A 23,245-nucleotide genomic window follows, 5' to 3' on the forward strand; every position below is an offset into this window, starting at 1 on the left:
CTCGCGAATGTCCGCGCACGGTCTTCGCCAGTGGCTCGCTCCTGCGGTTCTTTTTCAGCTGAGCCAGTGCGCGAGGTAATGGCTGTGTACGATTTCATCATCATCGGCGGCGGCATCGTCGGCATGTCCACCGCGATGCAACTCACCCAGGTCTACCCGGACGCGAAGATCCTCCTGCTGGAGAAGGAATCCGGCCCGGCCCGCCACCAGACCGGGCACAATAGCGGCGTGATCCACGCCGGCGTCTACTACACCCCCGGCAGCCTCAAGGCGAAGTTCTGCCTGGCCGGCAACAAGGCCACCAAGGCCTTCTGCGACAAGCACGGCATCCGCTACGACGAGTGCGGCAAGCTGCTGGTGGCCACCAACGAACTGGAAATGCAGCGCATGGGCGCGCTCTGGGAACGCACCGCGGCCAACGGCCTGGAGCGCTACTGGCTGAGCGCCGGCGAACTGCGCGAGCGCGAGCCGAACATCGTCGGCATGGGCGGTATCTTCGTGCCCTCCAGCGGCATCGTCAGCTACGCCGAAGTCACCGCCGCCATGGGCCGCGAGTTCCAGGCCGCCGGTGGCGAGATCCGCTACAACGCCGAAGTCGTCGGCCTCGACGAGCGTGCCGACGAGGTGGTGGTGCACACCACCGACAACGCCTTCCGCGGCCGCTACCTGGTCACCTGCTCGGGCCTGATGGCCGACCGCATCGTGCGCATGCTGGGCCTGCAGCCGGAATTCATCATCTGCCCGTTCCGTGGCGAGTACTACCTGCTGCCCAAGCAGCACAACCAGATCGTCAACCACCTGATCTACCCGATCCCGGACCCGTCCATGCCGTTCCTCGGCGTGCACCTGACCCGCATGATCGACGGCACCGTCACCGTCGGCCCGAACGCCGTGCTGGCGATGAAGCGCGAGGGCTACCGCAAGCGCGACATCAGCCTCTCCGACATGTTCGAGACGCTGACCACGCCGGGCATCCTCAAGGTGCTGGCGAAGAACCTGCGCCCGGGCCTTATCGAGATGAAGAACTCGCTGTTCAAGGGCGGCTACCTGAAGGAAGTGCAGAAGTACTGCCCGAGCATCGTCAAGGCCGACCTCACCGACTATCCGGCCGGCGTCCGCGCCCAGGCGGTATCGCGCGACGGCAAGCTGATCGACGACTTCCTCTTCGTGAACACCAAGCGCAGCGTCAACGTCTGCAACGCCCCGTCGCCTGCGGCCACCTCGGCCATTCCAATCGGCGCCTACATCGTCGAGAAGGTCCGCGAGCAGGTCGCCGCCCAGGGCGGCAACTTCGTCAAGGCCGTGACCCCGAACAACCTGCGGGCGGCCGGTTAAGCCGCCCGACACCTATAACCTCGACACCTAAAACGAGGAAGAACGCGTGCAACTCAAAGACTCCAGCCTGTTCCGCCAACAGGCGTACATCGATGGTGCCTGGGTGGATGCCGACAACGGCCAGACCCTCGCGGTGACCAACCCCGCCACCGGCGAACTGCTCGGCAGCGTGCCGAAGATGGGCGCCGCCGAAACCCGCCGCGCCATCGAAGCCGCCGACAAGGCCCTGCCGGCCTGGCGCGCGCTGACCGCCAAGGAACGTGCCAACAAGCTGCGCCGCTGGTTCGAGCTGATGATGCAGAACCAGGACGACCTGGCTCGCCTGATGACCCTCGAGCAGGGTAAGCCGCTGGCCGAAGCCAAGGGCGAGATCGCCTACGCCGCTTCCTTCCTCGAGTGGTTCGGCGAGGAAGCCAAGCGCGTCTACGGCGACATGATCCCCGGCCACCAGCCGGACAAGCGCCTGATGGTGATCAAGCAGCCCATCGGCGTCACCGCGGCCATCACCCCGTGGAATTTCCCCTCGGCGATGATCACCCGCAAGGCCGGCCCGGCCCTGGCCGCCGGCTGCACCATGGTCCTCAAGCCCGCTTCGCAGACCCCGTATTCCGCCCTGGCCCTGGCCGAGCTGGCCGAGCGCGCCGGCATTCCGAAAGGTGTGTTCAGCGTCGTCACCGGCAGCGCTGGCGCAGTCGGCGGCGAGCTGACCGGCAACCCCATCGTGCGCAAGCTGACCTTCACCGGCTCGACGGAAATCGGCCGCCAGCTGATGGTCGAGTGCGCCAAGGACATCAAGAAGGTGTCCCTGGAACTGGGCGGCAACGCACCCTTCATCGTTTTCGATGACGCCGACCTGGACGCCGCCGTCGATGGCGCGCTGATCTCCAAGTTCCGCAACAACGGCCAGACCTGCGTGTGCGCCAACCGCCTGTATGTGCAGGACGGCGTATACGACGCCTTCGTCGACAAGCTGAAAGCCGCCGTCGCCCGCCTGAGCCTGGGCAATGGCCTGGAAGCGGGCGTGACCACCGGCCCGCTGATCGACGCCAAGGCCGTGGCCAAGGTCCAGGAGCACATCGAGGACGCCGTCGCCAAGGGCGCCAAAGTCGTCGCCGGCGGCAAGCCGCACGCCCTGGGCGGCACCTTCTTCGAGCCGACCATCCTGGTCGACGTGCCGAAGAACGCCCTGGTCTCCAAGGACGAGACCTTCGGCCCGCTGGCACCGGTGTTCCGCTTCAAGGACGAGGCCGAAGTGATCGAGCTTTCCAACGACACCGAGTACGGCCTGGCCGCCTACTTCTACGCCCGCGACCTGGGCCGCGTGTTCCGCGTCGGCGAGGCGCTGGAGTACGGCATCGTCGGCATCAACACCGGGATCATCTCCAACGAGGTCGCTCCCTTCGGCGGCATCAAGGCCTCGGGCCTGGGCCGCGAAGGCTCCAAGTACGGCATCGAGGACTACCTCGAAATCAAATACCTGTGCATCGGCGTGTAACCACGGCGGTCATTCATCAAGCGTCATCAGGAGCGAACATGAACACCAACCAGAGCCTGCAACAACGCCGCATGGCCGCCATCCCGCGCGGTGTCGGCCAGATCCACCAGATCTATGCCGAGCGCGCCGAGAACGCCACCGTGTGGGACGTCGAGGGCCGCGAGTACCTGGACTTCGCCGGCGGCATCGCCGTGCTGAACACCGGTCACCTGCACCCGAAGATCATGGCCGCCGTGCAGGAGCAGATGGCCAAGCTGACCCACACCTGCTTCCACGTCTTCGGCTACGAGCCCTACGTGGCCCTGGCCGAGAAGATCAACGGCCTGGTCCCGGGCAACTTCGAGAAGAAGACCCTGCTGGTGACCACCGGCGCCGAAGCGGTGGAAAACGCCATCAAGATCGCCCGCGCCGCCACCGGCCGCACCGGCGTGATCGCCTTCACCGGCGCCTACCACGGCCGCACCCACTACACCCTGAGCCTGACCGGCAAGGTGGTGCCGTACTCCGCCGGCATGGGCCTGATGCCGGGCGGCATCTTCCGCGCCCAGTACCCGAACGCGCTGCACGGCGTGTCGGTGGACGACGCCATCGCCAGCATCGAGCGCATCTTCAAGAACGATGCGCAGCCGCGCGACATCGCCGCGATCATCCTCGAGCCGGTGCAGGGCGAGGGCGGCTTCAACCCGGCGCCGAAGGACTTCATGCAGCGCCTGCGCGCCCTGTGCGACGAGCACGGCATCGTCCTGATCGCCGACGAAGTGCAGACCGGCGCCGGCCGTACCGGCACCTTCTTCGCCATGGAGCAGATGGGCGTCGCCGCCGACCTGACCACCTTCGCCAAGTCCATCGCCGGCGGCTTCCCGCTGGCCGGTGTGGCTGGCAAGGCCGAGCTGATGGATGCGGTGGCCCCGGGCGGCCTGGGCGGCACCTACGCCGGCAACCCGCTGTCCTGCGCCGCCGGCCTTGCCGTGATCGAGGCCTTCGAGCAGGAGAACCTGCTGGATCGCGCCAAGGCAGTTGGTGAAGTGCTGGGCGCCGGCCTGCGCCAGATTGGCGAGGAGCACGCCTGCGTCGGCGACGTACGCACCCTGGGCGCGATGGTCGCGGTGGAACTGTTCGAGGCCGACGGCAAGACCCCGGCCGCCGAGCTGACCGCCAAGATAGTCGCCAAGGCCCGCGACAAGGGCCTGATCCTGCTGTCCTGCGGCACCTACTACAACGTGCTGCGCATCCTGGTGCCGCTGACCGTCAGCGACGCCGACCTGCAGCGCGGCCTGTCCATCATCGGCGAGTGCTTCGACGAACTGGCCTGACGGTCCGTCGATTCCGCCCAGCAAGACCCCACGACAAATCCCTCCCTGCCCGTGAGCGCTCACGGGTGGGCGAGGGCGTTTTTGCTGCAAGGATGCTGCTCTACAAAGGTGAGACCATGAAACAGCTCAACAAGAACAACCTGAGCCATGGGTTGAAATCGCGGCATGTGACCATGCTGTCCATCGCCGGGGTGATCGGCGCCGGCCTCTTCGTCGGCTCCGGCCGCGCCATCGCCGAGGCCGGCCCGGCCGCGATCCTCGCGTACCTGCTGGCCGGCGCGCTGGTGGTGATCGTCATGCGCATGCTGGCCGAGATGGCCGTGGCGTCGCCCGACACCGGCTCCTTCTCCACCTACGCCGACCAGGCCATCGGCAAGTGGGCCGGCTACACCATCGGCTGGCTGTACTGGTGGTTCTGGGTCCTGGTGATCCCGATCGAGGCGAACATCGCCGCCACCATCATCAACACCTGGGTGCCGCAGCTGGACATCTGGGTGCTGTCGCTGGCGATCACCCTGCTGCTCACCGTGACCAACCTGTTCAGCGTGAAGAACTACGGCGAGTTCGAGTTCTGGCTGGCGCTGGTCAAGGTGATCGCGATCACCTGCTTCATCATCCTCGGCGCCTGCGCCATCCTCGGCCTGCTGCCGAACACCGGCGTGAGCGGCGTGTCGCGCCTATGGGACAACGGCGGCTTCATGCCCAACGGCTTCGGCGCGGTGCTCAGCGCCATGCTGATCACCATGTTCTCGTTCCTCGGGGCGGAAGTGGTGACCATCGCCGCGGCCGAGTCCGACGCCGCCGGCAAGCAGATCTCCAAGGCCACCAACTCGGTGATCTGGCGGATCAGCCTGTTCTACATCCTGTCGATCTTCATCGTCGTCGCCCTGGTGCCCTGGACCGACTCGCGCCTGGCCGCCGACGGCTCCTACGTGACAGTGCTGGAAGTGCTCGGCGTGCCGCACGCCAAGGCACTGATCGACGTGGTGGTGCTGACCTCGGTGACGAGCTGCCTGAACTCCTCGCTCTACACCGCCTCGCGCATGCTCTATTCGCTGAGCAGCCGTGGCGACGCGCCGGCCGCCGCGCGAATCACCAGCCGCGCCGGTACTCCGGTGGTGGCGGTGCTGCTGTCCACCGCCGCGGCGTTCGCCACCGTGGTCGCCAACTACCTGGTGCCGTCCCAGGTATTCGGCTTCCTGATGGCCAGCTCCGGCGCCATCGCCCTGCTGGTGTACCTGGTGATCGCCGTCTCCCAGCTGCGCATGCGCAAGCGCATGGTCGCCGAGGGCAAGGCCATCGAATACCGCATGTGGCTGTTCCCCTGGCTGACCTGGGGCGTGATCGCCTTCATCGCCGGCGTGCTGGTGCTGATGCTGCTGCGCCCGGACCACCGCGTCGAAGTGACCGCCACCGCGCTGCTCAGCGTGCTGATCGTCTGCTCCGGGTTGTTGGTGACGCGCCGGCGTGCGCGGAGTGAGCAGAGCGCAGCGGGTCTGAGCGTGGCTAAACATTAAGCCGCTGCCCCCGTGTAGGAGCGCGCCATGCGCGCGATCGCGGGCATGGCCCGCTCCTACAGGGTTGTGCAAATGAAACGGGGCGCCATTTGGCGCCCCGTTTCATTTCATTCATCAGGCCAGCTTCAGCAGCCCCATCCCCAGGATCAGCAGGGCCAGCCCCAACCAGCCGCGCCCCACCAGGCGCTGGCCGAACAGCGCCCAGCCCATGGCCACGGTGGCGAGGATGCCGAAGCCGCCCCAGATGGCGTAGGCCACCGACAGTTCGATGTCCTTCACCGCCTGCGCCAGCGCCGAGAAGGCGGCCAGCACGCAGAGGATCGAGACGATGCCGTAGCCGCGCTTGCGGAAGCCGTCGGAGTACTTCAGCAGCAGGTTGGCCACTACTTCCAGCACGATCGCCAGGCCCAGCCAGGCGAACGGAATCCAGTCGAAATTCAGCATGCCAGGGCCTCCTCTGCAGCCGGCTCGCGCTTGGCTTGGGTGCCGGACTTGATCAGCAGGATGCCGGCGATCATTACGGCCAGGCCGATGGCCTTCTCAACGGCCAGGTCTTCGCCCAGCCAGGCCACGCTGATCAGGGTGATCAGCACGATGCCGATGCCTTCCCAGAGGGCGTAGGCGACGCCGACCGGCACGCGCTGGATGGCCAGCGACAGGCAGTAGTACGACAGACCGATCATGGCAAACATCAGCAGGTGGCCGTACAGCGGGGCCAGATCGGCGGTGAATTTCATCGAGGTGGTGCCAGCGACTTCGAAGCCGATGGCGGCGAACAGATAAATCCAGGAACGCATGATCGAGCCCTCCCATGGGCAAGCGTGTGCCGCGCGAAACAGCTGCGTGGCGATGCGAAACGACGGTTCGGGAGGTGACGGCTCGAGCGGCGATACGCTCGGGCGCATCGTCACCAACGAAGATGACCGAAGGGGAGGGGCTAGAGGTCGCCGGTCCAGTAACGCTCGCGGGAGACCAGACGAGAAGTGGCGAGGGATTTAACTTTGCTGTTCAGCATAATGAACACTATCTTGCCTGAGACGCCGAAAATTGGCAAATCGATCCTGGCGTCGGAATGTTTAAATGGCGTTAATTCGCCGTTTCAGTTGGGTTTCTCACTATGGAACTCCATGGGGCGCTCAATGAGGGTGTGCAATATTTTGTTCGATCGCCTGGCCGCGTCGTTTTCCTGGCTGGGCAAAGAGGGGTGATAGGCGTAACCTTCATTTGAAGGTGTTGTCTGCGTCATTTGAGGAGGTCGCATGCTGGCCATGAAAACCAACGAGGGTCATCGCGGTGCTGCGCAGTTCCCCCGCTTCTGGGCGCTGGCGTACGACCATGCCCGACTCACCGAGAACGAGCGGCTGCAGCAGATCAGGCACGGCCTGAGCTGGACCTGGGTCGAATCCGCGCGCGACACCTTCCGCATCAACACGTCGGACTTCGTCGCGCTGTTCAACATTTCCCTGTCCACCTACGAGCGCAAGAAGAAGGCCGACCAGCCGCTGGACGTCGTGACTTCCGAGCGCCTGGACCGCCTGGCCGCTGTGGCCCTGCTGGCCGAGTCGGTGTTCGAGGACAAGGATGCCGCTACCCAATGGCTGGAACGGCCGAACGAAGCCCTCGGCGGGCAGACACCGCTGAGCCTGTGCGACACCGAGATAGGCGCAAACCAGGTACGCCGCGTGCTGCACGCACTGGAGTGGGGCGGAGTCGTCTGATGCGGGCCTGGCGAGTCGCCAAGGCCTCGCGCGCCACCGACCTGTCCGGCCAGGGCGCCGCGATCCAGGGCGGTCGCTGGAACGACAAGGACGTGCCGGTCGTCTACCTGGGCCTGTCGCCGGCCATCTGTTGCCTGGAAACCTTCGTCCACGCCAGCGGCCGGCCGCTGTTCCCGATGAAGATCACCGCATTCGAGCTGCCGGATGGCGACGAGCTCTACCTCAGGCCCGACCCGCAGGACCTGCCCGATGGCTGGAACAGCCTGCCGGCGGACCGCCCGAGCATGGACTTCGGCACCCGCTGGCTGAAGGCTGGCGAACAGCTCGGCCTGATCGTGCCCTCGGCGGTGCTGCCGCTGGAATGGAACATCCTGCTCAACCCGCGTCACCCCGCCATGGCTCAGGTGCGGGTCGAGGACAGCTTCGATTTCCTCTACGACGAGCGCATGTTCCAGCCGCGCTCGTAACGGAGATGGCCCTGCCATGGCGGGGCCGCACGGGGAGACTTTCGGGTCTGCCGGTTCTGTGTTGCCGGTTCGCCAACCCCGTGTGGTTCTGCCTCCATTCTGCCTGGGTGCCTTGACGCCCGAATCCACCCCTCATACCCTCTGCCCGCCTTCGCGAAAGCGGCGAAGGTCGGGTTTGGCGACTCGTTTTATATCTAGCTGCGGTACTGCCTACGGGCGCTGCGACGTATTGCTATGCGTGCAGTGTTCTTCTCTGGCGGGCCGCATAGGGAGACCTTCGGGTCTGCCGGTAGCTAGGTAGCCGGTTCGCCAACCCTGTGCGGTTCCGCCTCCAATTCGTTTGGCGACGAGGTGGTGGCGGCTCTTTTTCTACCTAGGAGCTTCCCCATGGACGATGTTCATTTTCCCGTTGTCTTCCAACGCTTTAACCGTTCCCTGCGCGGCGTATGCATCGACGGCCAGCCCTGGCTGGTCGCGCGCGACCTAGGCGTGCTGATCCGCGAGCGGGTCGAGCATTACGTGATCCATCGACTCGACGATGATCTGCGCCGCCAGGCCGTGCTGGTCAGCCGCTCCGGCGAGGAGTGCGTCTGGCTGGTCAATGATTTCGGCCTGTTCCATCTGCTCGCTCGTTATCGCCATCCGGAGCACCGCAACCTGCGTCAGTGGCTGACCGGCGAAGTGCTGCCGACATTGCGCGATCAGGCTGAAAGTCGTGCCGAACAGCCGCGGCGCATGCACTTGCAAGGTCCGACTGCGCCGCTAACGGTGCTGCTGTGGCAGGGCGAGTTATGGATGCGCTTTGGCGACATGCCGCGGCTGCTGGCCGAGCAAACACGCAACCGACGCTGGTCGCACTGGTTGCCGGGAAGACGCGATTCGTAGGATGGCGTTGAGCGCAGCGAAACCCATGCTGCATGGACGTCCCTGCGCTGAATCGAGCCCGTGATGGAGCGGGTGAGAATCCATCGATGACCGCATGGGTTTCGTGCCTCAACCCATCCTACGGTGCAGCCGCAAACATCGCGGCGAGACGACCGACCTCCGCCAGCACCTTGTCCCGCTGTTCCAGCGAGGCGGTGCTGCGGGTGAGGTAGGCGGTCACCAGCAGCGGCGCGCGGCCGGGCGGGTAGAGGATGGCGATGTCGTTGCTGGTGCCGGTGGCTTTCGGGCCGGTGCCGGTCTTGTCGCCGACCTTCCAGTCCTTCGGCACGCCGGCGCGCAGGCGTGCGTCGCCGGTCTGGTTGGCCAGCAGCCAGGCTTTCAACTGGTCGCGCGAGTTGGTTTTGAGCACGTCGCCCAGCAGCAGGCGCTGCAGCGTTTCCAGCATGTCTGTTGGCGTGGTGGTGTCGCGCGGGTCGCCGGGCGTGCCTTCGTTGAGGGCGGGCTCGTTGCGGTCCAGGCGCGTCACTGTGTCGCCCGTTTTGCGCAGCCAGGCGGTCAGGCCAGCGGGGCCGCCGAGGCTTTCGAGGAGCAGGTTGGCCGCGCCGTTGTCACTGAGGGTGACGGCGGCTTTGCAAAGCTCGGCGACGCTCAGGCCGGGTTCGCCGACGTGCTTTTCCGCAACCGGCGAGTAGTCCACCAGTGCTTCGGGGCCGTAGACGATGTGCCGTGCCAGGTCTTCCTTGCCGGCATCCACCCGCGCCAATACGGCAGCAGCGAGCAGCGCCTTGAAGGTGCTGCACATGGGGAAGCGTTCGTCCGCGCGGTGGCCGAAACCTTGGCCGGTGCCGGTATCCAGTACGGCCACGCCGAGGCGTCCGCCGCTGCCGCGTTCGAGCTTTGCGAGTTGCGCTTCCAGGGCCTTGCGGTCCGCCGCTCGGGCCGGGCCGGCGAGCAGGCCGGCCAGCGGGGCGAGCATCAGGATGTGGGTGAACTGTCGTCTGCCGAGCATCGTCGTCTCCTTGTCCAGGCGGCGACTATCGGCCAGTCGAACGAGGACGGCAACCTCGCTCAGCGGATGCGCAGCAGGCGGTCCAGCGACCAGGCGCCGGCGCCGCGGCCGATCAGCAGCAGGAGCAGGCCGGCCCAGGACAGGTGCGTCGGCCAGGCGTCGGGGTAGACGAACACTTCGATCACCGTGGTCATGCCCAGCAGCGCCAGGGCCGAGAGGCGGGTGAACAGGCCGAGCACCAGCAGGATCGGGAAGAAGGTTTCGGCGTAGGTCGCCAGGTGCGCGGCTATGTGCGGCGGCACCAGCGGCAGCATGTACTCGGTCTGGAACAGCTCGTAGGTGCTCGGGGTGATGGTCAGGATGCCCTCGACCTTGGTGCGCCCGGAGAGGAAGAAGATCGAGGCTATGCCGAAGCGCGCCACCAGGCACAGGAAGGAGTCGCCGAGCAGGCGTTGCAGGCAGTCCGCAACGTGGTTCCAGCGTTGGCGCAGGCCGGTGGTGGGAGTAGTGCTGTGGGTGATGTCCATGGCGGCGTCCTCAGGCGAGGTTCAGGGGGCGGAACACGGCGGCGCCGAGGAGGCGGCCGAGCAGTGCGGTGAAGTCGAGGTCGGGCTGTGCTTCGAGCGCGAGGGCCGAGGCGCGGTCGAGGTCGCGGCCGGCGGCGCAGGCGTCGAGGAAGGCGCAGCCGCCGGCCTCCAGGGCCTGCCAGGCGACGCCCTCGGCGTGGCCGACCAGCAGGGCGCCTTCACCCTGCCAGCGCAGTTCATCCGGCATCGGCAACGCTTCGCGGTTGTGCCGCCAGATGCTGTAGATCGGTTGTTCGGCGAACCAGCGCCAGCGCGCGCTGGCACGCGGTTCCAGGCAGCAGGCGGCAAGGTCCGAGGCGGTCATGCCGGCCAGGCTGGCGAGCTCCAGCGTTGCCTCTTGCGGCGCGGCGAAGGCTTCTATCCACAGGCGGTCGAGACGCGCCACGTCGCCCAGGTAAGGCAGCTCGCGGGCCGGCTCGAAGGCGTCGAGGAAGTCGGGAAAATGCTCGCCGTAGAACACCAGGCGGGCGTCGCTCGGCGGCGTCTCGCGGGCGTGGACGGCGCCCGCCGCTCGGAGCCATTCAGTGCTGACCAGGCGTTCGACGCTGGGGAAGTTGTCGCACAGGGCGTCGACGCAACCCTTGAGCACGGTGTTGCGGTAGACCTCGAAGCCGCTCTGTTCGACGACCGCTTGCAGTTCCGCTGGCGGGCGTTGGTAGAGCGCTGCGACGAAGGCGTCCTGGAAGGCGCCGAGCGAGGTCTTCATGGCGCTATCTCCGCGAGGTTGAGGATGGCTTGCGCGAGGCCGCGTTCGGCCAGCAGCTCGCCGAAGGCGGGGATGTGGTCGTCGCGCTCGATCAGCGTCGGACGCGGGCCGATGCGCTGGATCAGGTGCTCGTAGATTGCCCAGACCGCCTCGGCGATGGGCGCGTCGTGGGAGTCGATCAGCAGTTCGCCGCCCTCGTCGTGGCTGTGCCCGGCGAGGTGGATTTCGAGAATCGCCGCGGCAGGGAAGCGGTCCAGGTAGCGCGTTGCGTCAAAGCCCAGGTTGTGTGCGCTGACATGCACGTTGTTGACGTCGAGCAGCAGGCCGCAGCCGGTGCGCTTTGCCAGTTCGGCGAGGAATTCGATCTCGTCCCAGTCGTGGCCGTCGAGGCGCAGGTAATGGCTGGGGTTCTCGATGGCGATGCGCCGGCCCAGGGCTTCCTGGGTGCGCTGGATGTTCTCGACGATGCGTGCCAGGGCCGCGTGGCTGCGCGGGAAGGGCAGCAGGTCCGGCAGGTACTGGCCACGCCAGGTGGACCAGGCCAGGTGTTCGGAAACCAGTGTCGGCTGCACGCGCTCGACCAGCATGCGCAGACGTTGCAGGTGCGCCTCGTCGGGCGGGGCGTCGGCTGCCAGGGACAGCGAAACCCCGTGCAGCGACAGCGGATGCCGTTCGGCGATCCGCTCCAGCCAGGCAAGGCGTGGACCGCCGACCATGTAGTTCTCCGGGTGGACTTCGAACCAGAGCCCTTGGGCGGTGCAGGCGAGGGCGTCGGCGTAGTGTTCTGCCTTCAGCCCCAGCCCCGCGCCCAGTCGAGTCGATGCGTTCATGGTCGGCGGCCTGCGGTCAGGACTTCATCGGGGTCAGCGAGCCCATGCCGTGGGGCGTCTTGATCGAGGTGCAGGTGCCGGTGGGGACGTTCTTCCAGTGCATGCCGTCGTAGTCCTTCTTGGCGCTGCCCGCGCAGGTGGTGCCGGCGCCGGCCTTGCAGTCGTTCTTGCCGGCCAGGGCCACGCCGTAGCATTTCTCCATGGCCGCGCCATTGCTGGCCTTGGTGTTCATGTCGTCGGCCAGGGCGGCGCCGGTGATGGCGGCGAGGGCGAGGGCGGCGGTGGCGAGGGTCAGGGTTTTCATGGTGCGGTCTCCAGTTCGGTTGAGGGGCCGCGGAGTGCTTTCCGGCGGCTCGATGAGTAGTTCGCCGGGGGCCGCGATCCGGTTACAGCGCCGCGAAATATTTTTTGAGAATTCTTCGGCGCGGCCCTAACGTATTGAACGGCGGCCTGTTTTTTTCTGCGGGCCGGGAGCGCGCCAGCAGGCTGGGGGCGGGCTTGGGAAAATTTCCATCCGCGGTGTAACCAGGACGGCCGATGCAGCGAACTACCAGCCAGGAACTGTTGATCGCGCGCGAAGCGCAGTTGCAGACATTGCTGCTGCGCGGCATGGACGGCGACTCGGCGGCCTACCGCGAATTCCTCGCCGCGCTCGGCACGCACCTGCGCGCCTTCCTGCGCCGACGCCTCAACCAGCGCCCCGGCGAGGTCGAGGACCTGCTGCAGGAAGTCCTGCTGGCGGTGCACAACGCCCGCCACACCTACCGTGCCGAACAGCCGCTGACGGCCTGGGTGCAAGCCATCGCGCGCTACAAGCTGGCCGACCATTTCCGCGCCTTCGCCCGTCGCGAGGCGCTGCACGAACCGCTGGAAGACGACGACGGCGAGCTGTTCGCCGCTGAGGACGAGGAGCCGGCCCAGGCCAGCCGCGACCTCGGCAAACTGCTGCAGCAATTGCCCGACAAGCAGCGCCTGCCCATCGTCCACGTGAAGCTGGAGGGTCTGTCGGTGGAGGAAACCGCCAGCCTGACCGGGCTTTCCAGTTCCGCCGTGAAAGTCGGCATCCACCGTGGGCTGAAGGCCCTGGCGGGCATGATTCGAGGATTGCGAAGCGATGAAGACCAATGAACTGATCGACCTGCTGGCCGCCGGCGAGAGCCCGGTGGACCGGCACGCCCTCGGCAAGCGCTTCGCCCTGGCCCTGCTGGGCGGGGGCCTGGGCGCGCTGCTGCTGATGGCCGCGCTCTACGGCGTGCGCCCTGATCTCGCCGAGGTAGCGCGCACGCCGCTGTTCTGGGCCAAGGTCGCCCTGCCGGGCAGCCTGGCGCCGCTCGCCCTGTGGCTGTGTAGCCGCCTGGCGCGGCCGGGTGTGAAGGGCGGTGCGGCCTGGGTGCTGTTGGCGCTGCCAGTGCTGCTGGTGTGGCTCGGCGGTGCGCTGGAGCTGGCCGGGGTGCCCGCCGAGGCCCGCGCCGGGTTGATCCTGGGCCAGACCTGGCGCACCTGTCCGCTGAACATCGCGCTACTCTCGGTGCCGGCCTTCATCGCTGTGTTCTGGGCATTGCGCGGACTGGCCCCGACCCGCCTGCGCCTGGCCGGCGCCGCCGGCGGCCTGCTCGCCGGGGCCACCGCGACCCTGGCGTACTGCCTGCACTGCCCGGAGATGGGCATTCCCTTCTGGGGCGTCTGGTATCTGCTCGGCATGCTCCTGCCGACACTGCTGGGTGCCGCTCTCGGTCCGCGCCTGCTGCGCTGGTGAACCCCGCGCACCCGCAATGGGTGCGCAGCGACCACGCCCATCGGTTTTTTCCGCGTTCCGCGCCCAGGCCTCTACCCTGATTAGGGTCGCCGGTGCAGGAAATATCCTTCGCCGAGCGACGATGGCAGCAGGCGGAGAATAGCGATGAACCCTTCGGCCCACGAACATCCCATCGAGATCAAGCTCCACTCCGGGCGTGTCAGTGTGCACTTCGACGGCGAACTGATCGCCAGCAGCGACAACGCTCTGGTGCTGCAGGAGGCCAACTACCCGCCGGTGTTCTACATCCCCGAGCAGGACACCCGTCGTGGTTACTTCGTGCGCAGCCCGCACCACACCTTCTGCCCGTTCAAGGGCGAGGCCAGCTACTACAACCTGGTGCACGAGGGCCGGGTATCGGAGAACGCCGCCTGGACCTACCCCGATCCCAAGCCGGCGGTGGCCATGATCCGTGGCCATGTCGCCTTCTATCCCGAGCAGGTGCGCATCCACGCGGAAGACTGAAGCGACCTGCGCCTGCCGAACCAGAGGGGACCGCCCCATGCTCCGCAAGGCCACCCCGCTCGCCGAACGCTACCGCCAGGTGCGCGAGGCCAGCGAACTGTTGCTCGCCCCGCTGGGCGCCGAAGACGCCCAGGTGCAGTCGATGCCCGACGCCAGCCCGGCCAAGTGGCACGTCGGGCATGTCACCTGGTTCTTCGAGACCTTCCTGCTGCAGCCGAATCTGGCTGGCTACGAGCCCTTCGACGCGAGCTTCGCTTACCTCTTCAACTCCTATTACGAGGCGCTGGGCCCGCGCCAGCCCAGGCCCCAACGCGGGATGCTGACGCGCCCACCGTTGCAGCGCGTGCTCGACTACCGGCATCACGTCGACCGCCACATGCAGCAGTTGCTCGCCGAAGCGCCCGACGAGAGCCTGCGAGACCTGGTGCTGCTCGGCCTGGCCCATGAGGAGCAGCACCAGGAGTTGCTGTTGATGGACATCCTCCATCTGTTCAGCTGCTCGCCGCTGGCGCCGGCCTATGGCGATGGGTTCGCGCCCTCGCGCTGCGGTCCGCCGCGTTTCCATGTGATCCGGGGCGGGCTGCTGGGTATCGGCCATGCCGGCGAGGGCTTCGCCTTCGACAACGAGGAGCCGGCGCACCGCTGCTTCCTCGCGCCCTTCCAGATCGCCGAGTCGCTGGTGAGCAACCGCGAGTGGCTGGCCTTCATCGACGACGGCGGCTACCAGCGCGCCGAGCTGTGGCTGTCCGACGGTTGGGCGAAGGTGCGCGAGGAGGGCTGGGAGGCGCCGCTGTACTGGCGGCGGCAGGCGGGCGGCTGGCAGGAGTTCGGCCTGCAGGGCTTGCAACCGCTGGACCTCGACGCGCCCGTGCTGCACGTCAGCTACTACGAGGCTTCGGCCTACGCGGAATGGGCCGGCGCGCGCCTGCCGACAGAGGCGGAGTGGGAGGTCGCCGCGCTCGACGGGCGCCTGCGCCAGCTCTACGACGCCGCCTGGCAATGGACGCAGAGCGCCTATGCGCCTTACCCCGGCTTCCGCCCGAAGGCCGGCGCGGTGGGCGAGTACAACGGCAAGTTCATGGTCAGCCAGATGGTCCTGCGCGGCGGCGCCTGCATCACGCCGCCGGGGCATTCGCGGCCGAGCTATCGCAACTTCTTCTACCCGGACAAGCGCTGGATGTTCGCCGGCGTGCGCCTGGCGCGCGACCTGGCTGGACAAGCCGACCTCGAACCCCAGGCCCGCGAGATGCTGGAAGACCTGGAGGCGGGCTTTTCGCTGACACCCAAGCAGCTGTCGCCCAAGTATTTCTACGACGCGACGGGGTCCGAGCTGTTCGAGGCCATCTGCCGTACCCGCGAGTACTACCCCACGGGCAGCGAAACCGCCTTGCTGGCGCGGATCGCACCGAGCATCGCCGCGCACGTCGCCGCCGACACCACCCTGGTGGAATTCGGTAGCGGCGCCAGCGAGAAGACCTGCCTGCTGCTCGACGCGGCGCCGCAACTGACCCGCTACCTGCCCATCGACATCAGCCCGGCCGCCCTGGACAAGGCCGCCGCGCGCTTGCAGCGCGACTATCCGGCGCTGCGTATCGAGCCGCTGCACGCCGACTTCACCCGCCTGGAGGCGCTGCCCGAGGGCCTGCGCAACGGGGCTCGGATGGGCTTCTTCCCCGGTTCCACCATCGGCAATTTCGACCCTGACGAAGCCCTGGGATTTCTGCATGGGGCTCACGGGCTGCTGGGCGCGGACAGCACCTTCGTGATCGGCGTCGATCTGCGCAAGGATGTGGACGTGCTGGAGGCGGCCTACAACGATGCCGGCGGCGTCACCGCGCGCTTCAACCTCAACCTGCTGCAACGCATCAACCGCGAGCTGCAGGCGGACTTCCAGCTCGACCAGTTCGAGCACCTGGCGCTGTGGAACGCCGAACTCGGCCGCATCGAGATGCACCTGGTCAGCCGTTGCGAGCAGGTCGTGCGCATCGCCGGCGTCGACTACCGCTTCGGCGCCGGCGAACGCCTGCACACCGAGAACTCCTACAAGTACGCCCTCGACGACTTCGCACAGCTTGCCGAACGCGCCGGCTGGCTGGTGCGCGAGCACTGGGTCAGCGCCGAGCCGCAGTTCGCGGTGTTCCGCTTGCAGGCCTAGCGCTCCAGGTCCAGGCGCCGATGCCAGTCGGCGATGGACTCTTCCGGGTAGTGCTGGAAGTACTGGTCGCGCGGGTGCTTTTCCACTTCCACCCAGCTCGCCTTGGAGTCGAGCAGCAGGTGGGTGTGCTCCGGCGGCACCGGCAGCGGCGTGTCGATGGCCGAGGCGAAAGGGTGGATCAGTTCCGGCCACTCCGGGCTGAACAGCCAGAGTGCGCTGCCGCATTCGCCGCAGAAGCAGCGTTCGGCGCTGCTGGTCCAGGTGCGCTTGCCGGGCTCGCGCATCTTCGCGTGGTAGATGCGCAGGTGCTTGCGCCCGCGCACCTTCAGGCTGGCGGCAGCGCCGCCGAGGTTGATGGAGTAGCCACCGCCGCCCTGGGTCTTGCGGCAGATCGAGCAATAGCAGCGCTGGTAGGGGTAGGGGTGGGCGCTTTCGACGCTGAAGCCGATCGCGCCGCAGTGGCAGGAGCCTTCGAGTCGCATGGCGACGTTCCTCGGTGGATGGACTTCAGAGCAAGGCTGGCCGACCCCGGCCTGTCGGAGGGCGCTTGACGACGAGCGGGCCAGCTCCCCATCATGCACTTATATTTCGGTCGTCATATAAGTGCGACCGAACTCCTGCGACAGAAGAGGCGATCCGATGACGGCGCAACGCATAGTGGTAACAGGGACCGGGGTGGTCAGCCCCCTCGGATGTGGCACCGAGAAGGTGTGGCAGCGCCTGCTGCAAGGGCGCTCGGGGATCGACCGGCTGGCCGACGAATTCGTTCGCGACCTGCCCTGCGCGGTGGGCGGCCAGGTGCCGGACATCGCCGAGGACGCCGAGGCCGGCTTCGATGCCGAGCGTGCCGCGCCGGCCAAGGAGCAGAAGAAGATGCACCGCTTCATTCTCTTCGCCCTGGCCGCCGCCGAGGAAGCGCTGGCCCAGGCTGGCTGGGCGCCGCAGGACGAACGCGAGAAGACCCGCACGGCCACGGTGATCGCCTCCGGCATCGGCGGTTTCAGCGCCATTGCCGATGCCGTGCGCATCACTGACGAGCGCGGTCCGCGCCGCCTGTCGCCATTCACCATCCCGTCGTTCCTGGTCAACCTGGCGGCGGGGCACGTGTCCATTCGCCATGGCTTCAAGGGCCCGATCGGCGCGCCGGTGACGGCCTGTGCGGCGAGTGTCCAGGCGATAGGCGACGCCGCGCGGATGATCCGTGCCGGCGAAGCGGACATTGCCCTGTGCGGCGGCGCCGAAGCCTCCATCGACCGCGTCGCGCTGGGCGGTTTCGCTGCGGCGCGCGCGCTGTCCAGCGGCTTCAACGACAGGCCGCAGGAAGCCTCGCGGCCGTTCGACCGCGAGCGTGACGGCTTCGTCATGGGCGAGGGTGCAGGGATGCTGGTGATCGAGTCGCTGGAACACGCCTTGGCGCGTGGCGCGCAGCCGTTGGCCGAACTGGTCGGCTACGGCACCAGCGCCGACGCCTACCACCTGACCGCCGGCCCCGAGGACGGCAACGGCGCGCGGCGGGCCATGCAACAGGCCATCGCCCAGGCGGGTATCGACCCGGCGCTGATCGGCCACCTGAACGCCCACGCCACCTCCACGCCGGTCGGCGACAAGGGCGAGCTGGCGGCAATCCGCTCGGTGTTCGGCGACAAGGGCACGGTGGCCGTGAGTGCGACCAAGTCGGCCACCGGCCACTTGCTGGGCGCCGCCGGCGGGCTGGAAGCGATCTTCACCCTGCTGGCCCTGCGCGACCAACTGGCGCCGGCGACCCTGAACCTGCACGAGCCGGACGAAACCGCAGTCGGCATCGACCTGGTGCGCGGCGAGCCGCGTCCGCTGCAGACCGAATACGCGCTGTCCAACGGCTTCGGCTTCGGCGGCGTCAACGCCAGCGTACTCTTCCGCCGCTGGACTGGCGCCTGAGTCGAACGGCAGGTTCCGGCAACTGTCGGATGGTCACGGAAACCCCTTATCATTCCGCGACTTGTCCCCAGGGCCGGAGCCTGCCGATGCTGTCTGCCGTACGGCGCTACAAACTGCTGTTGTCCGAATCCCTGGCGCGCTATTTCCCGCGCACCAGCGCCTACCTGCGCGAGCAGGAAGAAGCCGCACGCGCCCAGGCCGCGCCGCCGAAGAAGACCCGCGCCAAGGCCAAGCCGAAGGATGCAGCCGCCGCCAAGCCACGCGCGCCGCGCAGCAAGGCCAAACCTGCCGAGCCCGAGCCTGCGCAACAAGCCGAAGCGCCGGGCAACGCCGGTATCTATGCCGCGCGCGCCCTGCCAGTGCAGCAAGGGCAGATCGACGCGATGCGCGAGCGCGTGCGCCAGGCCGTGAGCGCCGGGGTCATCAGCCCGCCATCCGATGAGCAGTGGGCGATGATCCTCTGCCGCCAGCCGCTGGCGCGGATCTTCGCCGGCGCCGGTTCCGGCAAGTCGACCACCCTGGTGCTGCGCCTGGTGTTCATGCTCTGCCACCTGGGCATCGATGCCGACAAGGTCACGGTTATCTCCTTCACCAACGCCTCCTGCGCGCAGCTGCGCGAACAGCTGGTGCGTGTCCTGGCGTTCTGGAACTACCCCTTCGACATGGCCCGCGCGCGCCAGTGCGTGCGCACCTTCCACTCGGCCATGGGCGTGCAGGCGCGCGAGATGCTCGGCCGCCTGCGCTGGTTCGAGCAGCTGGAGGAGAAGAACCCCGGCGAGCCGGACAACCCGCTCACCGGCGGCCGCCTGCGTCCGGCGCAGCAACGCCTGCTGCTGGAAGCCTACGAGGAGTGCTACGCGGTCAACGGCGCCTTCCGCGCCAAGGTGCATCGCCTGCTCGGCCTGGAGAAGCCCGAGGAAGTGCCGGGCCCGGCGCCGCTGCAGCCGTTCCGCCTGCCCGGCGAGTTCGTCGAGGCGCCGCTGGTGGAGGTGTTCCACACCCAGGCCGGCTTCATGGAAAGCCTCGGCCTGCGCCCGCAGGAGCTGAAGGTCGCCGAACTGGATTGCTCGACGCGGGAGAAGATCTTCCTCGAAGCCCTGGCGATCTACTGGAGCTTCTTCCTCACCCTGCTGCGCCGCCAGGGCCTGACCACCTTCAACGCCGCCTTCCAGCAGCTCACCCGCCGCCTCAACGAGTCAAAGGCGCTGGAGGAGGCGGCCACGCCCATGACCCATCTGCTGATCGACGAATTCCAGGACATCTCGCCGCAGATCGTCCTCTGGCTGCAGGCCCAGCACCGCCACCTGGCGCGCCACGCCCAGGCGCCGAGCCTGATGGCCATCGGCGACGACTGGCAGTCGATCTACGGCTGGCGCGGCAGCTCGCCGGAGCTGTTCATGGACTTCGACAAGCACTTCCCCAGCAAGGGCCGCAACCGCCAGAGCACGGTGCTGTTGCTGGAAACCAACTACCGCAGCATCGAGCCGGTGATCCGCGACGGCGAGGCGGTGCTGGCCGAGGTGAACTTCAAGCAGGCCAAGACCTGCCGCGCCTTCAAGGCCATCCAGCCGGGTGACCACGGCGTGCGAGTGGAAGCGCGCTTCGACCTGGCCCGCGACCTGCCGAAGCTGGTGGCGGAAGTCCGCGCGCAATGCGAGCACGTCGCCGAGCGCGCCAGCCGTGAAAGCACGGCGGTGCTGCTGCTGAGCCGCCGCAACGAGCCGCTGCAGCAGATCCAGGCCCAGCTCGACGCCAACCTGCCGGTGAAGGCCATGAGCATCCACCGTGCAAAAGGCCTGCAGGCGGAAGTGGCAATCATCATCGACGACGGCGCCCCGCCCGAACGCCACCCGCTGCGCAACGTGCTCTACGCGCACTGCGGCTTCTTCCGCAACAGCTACGACCAGGCGATGCAGGACGAAAGCCTGCGACTGGCCTACGTGGCCATCACCCGTGGCGTGAGCCGGGTGATCTGGTACACGCGCAAGGTGCAGGGCGCGACGGCGTTGTTGGCGCGCAGAGGGTAGGGGGAAAGCGGCACATAACCGCGAACGGTTATGCGCCTACGATGCGTCATCCGGCAAGGCGCTGTGCCCGTAGGAGCAAGCTTGCTCGCGAACCGCCCGAACTCTTATCTCCCATCGTCTTCCCCGCGAACGCGGGGATCCAGAAAAGCGGTTTAACGCGCCGCTTCGGCGTATTCGGATATTTCTTGTTCCGCCCCCTCGGGCGGGTCACTTTCTCAAACGCGAGAAAGTAACCAAAGCGCTTGCCCCGACATACGGGTCCGGCGGAGCCGGACTTCCCTCGCACATCCCCACGCACCCGGAGGCCCGCCACGACAGCACGTCCCTGTACTGATCGGGGCTTTTGCGACATCCATGTCGCGCAACCTCCTCTGCGTGGGCTTTGCTCGGCCTTCTGTAAGGGGCAGTCCGGAGTGCGCGGACGTTTCGCTGGAAGTCCGAAGAGCAGGTGCGAAGCGCGTATGCGCTCCTACGACGGCTCTGCGTCGGTGGATGAGCCGGCCGCGTCTTCCAACACCCGCTTGTCCTCCGCCACCAACCTCAGGCTCCTCGGCGTCGCCAGGCTGATGCCTTCCTCGTGCAGCTTGCCGAAGATGGCGAACAGCAGGTCGCTGCGCGTGCTGGAGACGCTGCGGGGGCTGCCGACGTTGCCGCTGGCCGAGAGGGTCAGGCCCTGGTCGTTGAGCTGGGTGAAGCTCACCGACGGCTTCGGCGTTTCCAGGATCGCCGGGTGTTCGGCGTAGGCGGCCAGCAGCAGCTCGCGGACCTTGTGCACGTCGGTGTCCAGCGGCAGGGTCAGGGCGATGCCGACGCTGCCCAGCGCGCCACCCATGGTCACGTTGCGCACGTTCTGCGTGATCAGCTGGGAGTTGGGCACTATCACCGTGGAGTTGTCGCTTTGCTTGATCTCGGTGGCGCGCACGTTGATGCGCTGGATGTCGCCTTCCACCGTGCCCAGGCTGACCCAGTCGCCGACTTTCACCGGGCGTTCGGTGAGCAGGATCAGCCCTGAGATGAAGTTCTGCACGATGGCCTGCAGGCCGAAGCCGATACCTACCGAGAGGGCGCTGACCACCCAGGTCAGGCTGGTCAGGTTGATGTGCAGCGCCGAGAGCACCAGCAGGCCGAGCAGGACGAAGCCGAGGTAGCCGACCAGCGTCACCAGCGAGGCGCGCATGCCGGCGTCCATGCTGGTTTCCGGTAGCAGGCTCTCCGCCAGCCAGCGCTTGAGCAGGCGCAGGACGTAGAGGCCGCCGAACAGCGTGACCAGGGCCAGGAGGATGTCCTGCGGGACTATGTTCAGGCTGCCCAGGGACTGGCCGCGCTGCAGCAGGCGCTCGACGCCGGCCGCCAGTTCGTCTGGGCTGCTGGCGGTGGGCGAGAGCACCACCATCAGGGTGAGCAGCACCAGCAGCGTGCGGCCCACGCCAGCCAGCAGGGTGGCCGCCTGGGCCTGGTGCTGGTGTGCCAGGCCCAAGGCGCGGGCGAGGGTCTTGCCGGCGCTCTGGCGGGGCGACAGCAGGGTGTCGCAGAGGTCGCCGAAGAAGGCGGTGAGCAGGTATCCGGTGAGCGATACCGCGGTGACCCAGAGCAGCTTGCTGGCGATGAAGGAGGCCAGGGACAGGTAGCCGCTGATCAGGGCGAGCACGATGGCCAGCACCACCAGCAGGGCGGCGAAACGGATCAGCCGGGCCAGGGCCGGACGCTCCTCGTCTTCGTCGAGTTCGACGCGGCTGCGGCGCAGGCGCAGCAGCGCGACGCCGAGGAGGATGGCTAGCAGCAGGGCGGTCAGGCCGTTGACCGCTACGGTCAGCGCAAGGCTGGCGCCGATGCTGCTGTTGATACGTGTCTGGATGCCCAGCAGCAGGACCAGGATGGCAAGCAGGCCGGGGAAGGGCGACAGGAGCTTGGCCATGTCGTCGGGGATCGGCAGCAGGCGCCAGGACGGCCTTTCGACCATCAGCAGGGCGCGCCCCAGGCCGCTGACGAAGCCGCTGAAGATCGCCACCGTGACCAACTGCCCGGTCAGGATGCCCAGGCCGCCGTCGAGATTCTCGTTCCAGTCCAGCCCCTGGTGCAGCAGCGCCGCGCTGCCGCCGATGGTCGCCACGCCGACCAGGGTGACCGCCAACGCCAGGGTGCTGCGGCGCAGGCGGCCCTCGGGGACTATGCGGCTCACCAGGTGGTTGATCAGGCCCTCCAGCAGGCGCCGCCCCGGCAGCAGGAGCAGCCCGGCGGCGATCAGGCAGGCCAGCAGCGGCAGTCGCGCGTGCGCCCAGTTCGTCGCCAGCCGTGCGGCGAGCGCCTCCCGGAGACCGTGCAGGCGCGCCAGGTCCTCCTCCGTCGGACGGGTCAGCGTGGACCAGAACTGCGGGCTGAAGGGCGGCGGCGAACGGGTGAGGATTTGCGAGGTGAACAGGCTGCGGCGCAGGTTGACGATCTGCACCGAGAGGTCGGCGGCCGAGCGCTGGACGCTCGCCGCTTCGTTGAGCTGGGCCTGCAGCGCGGTCTTCTGCCGGACCAGCTCGGCACGCTGCTGCGCCAGCGCGGCGGTCTCGCCGGGCGCGGGCGCACCGAGCACGTTGAGCTGGTCGGCCAGGCGATCGCTGCGTTCCTGCAGTTCGTCGTTGCGCTGGCCGGCGAGTTTCTGCACCTCCAGGGTCGCCAGGCGCAGGCGCGCCAGGACGTCGTCGCCGACCTGCTCGGTCACCCCCTGGCGTATCAGCTCCAGGCGTTCGCTCAGCTGCGCCGGACTGGCGTCCTGGGCCAGCGTGGGGAGCTCGCCCGGCGTCTTGTCCGGTCCCGGCTGCGCCATGCACACCGCGCCCCAGAGCAGGCCCAGCAACAATAGAGAGCGAATCAGCTTCTGGTAGTCCCCCGGCATGATCCCTTCCTTATTTCGCGTGGCTCGTGGCATTCGACGGGCCACGGCGGCAGTGATTCCCATGAGCATAGCGAGCCGAAGGCGAGGGGTAGGGTGCTGGGGTAAAGGGTCATAAATGTTGGCCATTCCAATCCCCTTTT

Annotated in this window: 22 protein-coding genes; 13 read left to right on the top strand and 9 right to left on the bottom strand. The window is 67.5% G+C overall.

The annotated features are described in order from the left end of the window. Positions 1-84 precede the first annotated feature (84 nt). The 4 genes from lhgO (at position 85) to gabP (ending at position 5,660) form a co-directional block, all read left to right on the top strand. Entirely contained in the window at positions 85-1,335 is a 1,251-nt protein-coding gene (lhgO, locus tag ACA097_RS21525; protein ID WP_043257543.1) for an L-2-hydroxyglutarate oxidase, read from the top strand. 46 nt (positions 1,336-1,381) lie between these two features. Next, positions 1,382-2,830, top strand: coding sequence for an NADP-dependent succinate-semialdehyde dehydrogenase (gabD, locus tag ACA097_RS21530; RefSeq protein WP_371365861.1), 1,449 nt, complete (start codon positions 1,382-1,384; stop codon positions 2,828-2,830). Between the two features lie 38 nt (positions 2,831-2,868). Then, positions 2,869-4,143 carry a 4-aminobutyrate--2-oxoglutarate transaminase gene (gene gabT / locus ACA097_RS21535; RefSeq protein ID WP_371365863.1) on the top strand — a complete coding sequence of 425 codons (1,275 nt, stop codon included), beginning with the start codon at positions 2,869-2,871 and terminating at the stop codon, positions 4,141-4,143. A gap of 116 nt (positions 4,144-4,259) precedes the next feature. Beyond that, positions 4,260-5,660: a GABA permease gene (gabP, locus tag ACA097_RS21540; protein ID WP_371365865.1), complete on the top strand. Its 1,401-nt coding sequence runs from the start codon at positions 4,260-4,262 to the stop codon at positions 5,658-5,660. Between the two features lie 114 nt (positions 5,661-5,774). Here gabP and mdtI read toward each other — a convergent pair whose 3' ends face one another. Together mdtI and ACA097_RS21550 are read right to left on the bottom strand one after the other, a co-directional pair. Beyond that, positions 5,775-6,104, bottom strand: coding sequence for a multidrug/spermidine efflux SMR transporter subunit MdtI (mdtI, locus tag ACA097_RS21545; protein ID WP_371365867.1), 330 nt, complete (start codon positions 6,102-6,104; stop codon positions 5,775-5,777). Next, complete coding sequence (locus tag ACA097_RS21550; RefSeq protein WP_371365869.1) at positions 6,098-6,457, bottom strand: SMR family transporter; 360 nt, start codon at positions 6,455-6,457, stop codon at positions 6,098-6,100. Before ACA097_RS21550 ends, mdtI begins: the two co-directional genes overlap by 7 nt. 462 nt (positions 6,458-6,919) lie before the next feature. Between ACA097_RS21550 and ACA097_RS21555 the strand changes: the two genes are divergently transcribed. The 3 genes from ACA097_RS21555 (at position 6,920) to ACA097_RS21565 (ending at position 8,730) form a co-directional block, all read left to right on the top strand. Next, positions 6,920-7,378, top strand: a complete 459-nt coding sequence (locus tag ACA097_RS21555) for an antitoxin Xre/MbcA/ParS toxin-binding domain-containing protein (RefSeq protein ID WP_371365871.1) — start codon at positions 6,920-6,922, stop codon at positions 7,376-7,378. After that, entirely contained in the window at positions 7,378-7,845 is a 468-nt protein-coding gene (locus ACA097_RS21560; RefSeq protein WP_371365873.1) for an RES family NAD+ phosphorylase, read from the top strand. The genes ACA097_RS21555 and ACA097_RS21560 overlap by 1 nt, the downstream gene beginning before the upstream one ends. Before the next feature lie 387 nt (positions 7,846-8,232). Next, on the top strand, positions 8,233-8,730 hold the full coding sequence (locus tag ACA097_RS21565) for a Bro-N domain-containing protein (RefSeq protein WP_371365875.1): 498 nt from the start codon (positions 8,233-8,235) through the stop codon (positions 8,728-8,730). A gap of 118 nt (positions 8,731-8,848) precedes the next feature. On the opposite strand, the gene bla is transcribed toward ACA097_RS21565, so the two are convergent. The 5 genes from bla to ACA097_RS21590 are packed head-to-tail and all read right to left on the bottom strand — an operon-like array spanning position 8,849 to position 12,166. Beyond that, positions 8,849-9,739: a class A beta-lactamase gene (gene bla, locus ACA097_RS21570; RefSeq protein ID WP_371365877.1), complete on the bottom strand. Its 891-nt coding sequence runs from the start codon at positions 9,737-9,739 to the stop codon at positions 8,849-8,851. A 59-nt stretch (positions 9,740-9,798) separates the two neighbouring features. Then, positions 9,799-10,266: a DoxX family protein gene (locus ACA097_RS21575; protein WP_371365879.1), complete on the bottom strand. Its 468-nt coding sequence runs from the start codon at positions 10,264-10,266 to the stop codon at positions 9,799-9,801. Between the two features lie 10 nt (positions 10,267-10,276). Then, positions 10,277-11,032: a putative DNA-binding domain-containing protein gene (locus ACA097_RS21580; RefSeq protein WP_371365881.1), complete on the bottom strand. Its 756-nt coding sequence runs from the start codon at positions 11,030-11,032 to the stop codon at positions 10,277-10,279. Further along, positions 11,029-11,862 carry a DUF692 domain-containing protein gene (locus ACA097_RS21585; protein WP_371365883.1) on the bottom strand — a complete coding sequence of 278 codons (834 nt, stop codon included), beginning with the start codon at positions 11,860-11,862 and terminating at the stop codon, positions 11,029-11,031. The genes ACA097_RS21580 and ACA097_RS21585 overlap by 4 nt, the downstream gene beginning before the upstream one ends. 16 nt (positions 11,863-11,878) lie before the next feature. Then, positions 11,879-12,166, bottom strand: a complete 288-nt coding sequence (locus ACA097_RS21590; protein WP_043253768.1) for a DUF2282 domain-containing protein — start codon at positions 12,164-12,166, stop codon at positions 11,879-11,881. Positions 12,167-12,399: 233 nt separating this feature from the next. Here ACA097_RS21590 and ACA097_RS21595 point away from each other — a divergent pair, with 233 nt between their 5' ends. The 4 genes from ACA097_RS21595 (at position 12,400) to egtB (ending at position 16,277) form a co-directional block, all read left to right on the top strand. After that, entirely contained in the window at positions 12,400-12,990 is a 591-nt protein-coding gene (locus ACA097_RS21595) for a sigma-70 family RNA polymerase sigma factor (protein WP_371365885.1), read from the top strand. Continuing rightward, the gene (locus ACA097_RS21600; protein ID WP_371365887.1) at positions 12,977-13,618 is read left to right on the top strand and encodes a DUF1109 domain-containing protein; all 642 of its coding nucleotides are present in this window, start codon (positions 12,977-12,979) and stop codon (positions 13,616-13,618) included. The genes ACA097_RS21595 and ACA097_RS21600 overlap by 14 nt, the downstream gene beginning before the upstream one ends. A gap of 144 nt (positions 13,619-13,762) precedes the next feature. Then, positions 13,763-14,122: a DUF427 domain-containing protein gene (locus tag ACA097_RS21605; RefSeq protein WP_371365889.1), complete on the top strand. Its 360-nt coding sequence runs from the start codon at positions 13,763-13,765 to the stop codon at positions 14,120-14,122. Between the two features lie 37 nt (positions 14,123-14,159). After that, on the top strand, positions 14,160-16,277 hold the full coding sequence (egtB, locus tag ACA097_RS21610) for an ergothioneine biosynthesis protein EgtB (protein WP_371365891.1): 2,118 nt from the start codon (positions 14,160-14,162) through the stop codon (positions 16,275-16,277). On the opposite strand, the gene ACA097_RS21615 is transcribed toward egtB, so the two are convergent. Beyond that, entirely contained in the window at positions 16,274-16,759 is a 486-nt protein-coding gene (locus ACA097_RS21615; RefSeq protein ID WP_371365893.1) for a GFA family protein, read from the bottom strand. The genes egtB and ACA097_RS21615 overlap by 4 nt on opposite strands. Before the next feature lie 157 nt (positions 16,760-16,916). Here ACA097_RS21615 and fabF point away from each other — a divergent pair, with 157 nt between their 5' ends. After that, positions 16,917-18,194: a beta-ketoacyl-ACP synthase II gene (gene fabF, locus ACA097_RS21620; RefSeq protein ID WP_371365895.1), complete on the top strand. Its 1,278-nt coding sequence runs from the start codon at positions 16,917-16,919 to the stop codon at positions 18,192-18,194. Between the two features lie 86 nt (positions 18,195-18,280). Then, on the top strand, positions 18,281-20,221 hold the full coding sequence (locus ACA097_RS21625) for a UvrD-helicase domain-containing protein (RefSeq protein ID WP_371365897.1): 1,941 nt from the start codon (positions 18,281-18,283) through the stop codon (positions 20,219-20,221). 469 nt (positions 20,222-20,690) lie between these two features. Here ACA097_RS21625 and ACA097_RS21630 read toward each other — a convergent pair whose 3' ends face one another. Then, positions 20,691-23,105 (bottom strand): DUF3772 domain-containing protein, encoded by a 2,415-nt coding sequence (locus tag ACA097_RS21630; protein WP_371365899.1) that lies wholly within the window; start codon positions 23,103-23,105, stop codon positions 20,691-20,693. Positions 23,106-23,245: the final 140 nt, after the last annotated feature.

The organism is Pseudomonas sp. QL9, assembly GCF_041409665.1.
Lineage (GTDB): Bacteria > Pseudomonadota > Gammaproteobacteria > Pseudomonadales > Pseudomonadaceae > Pseudomonas > Pseudomonas knackmussii.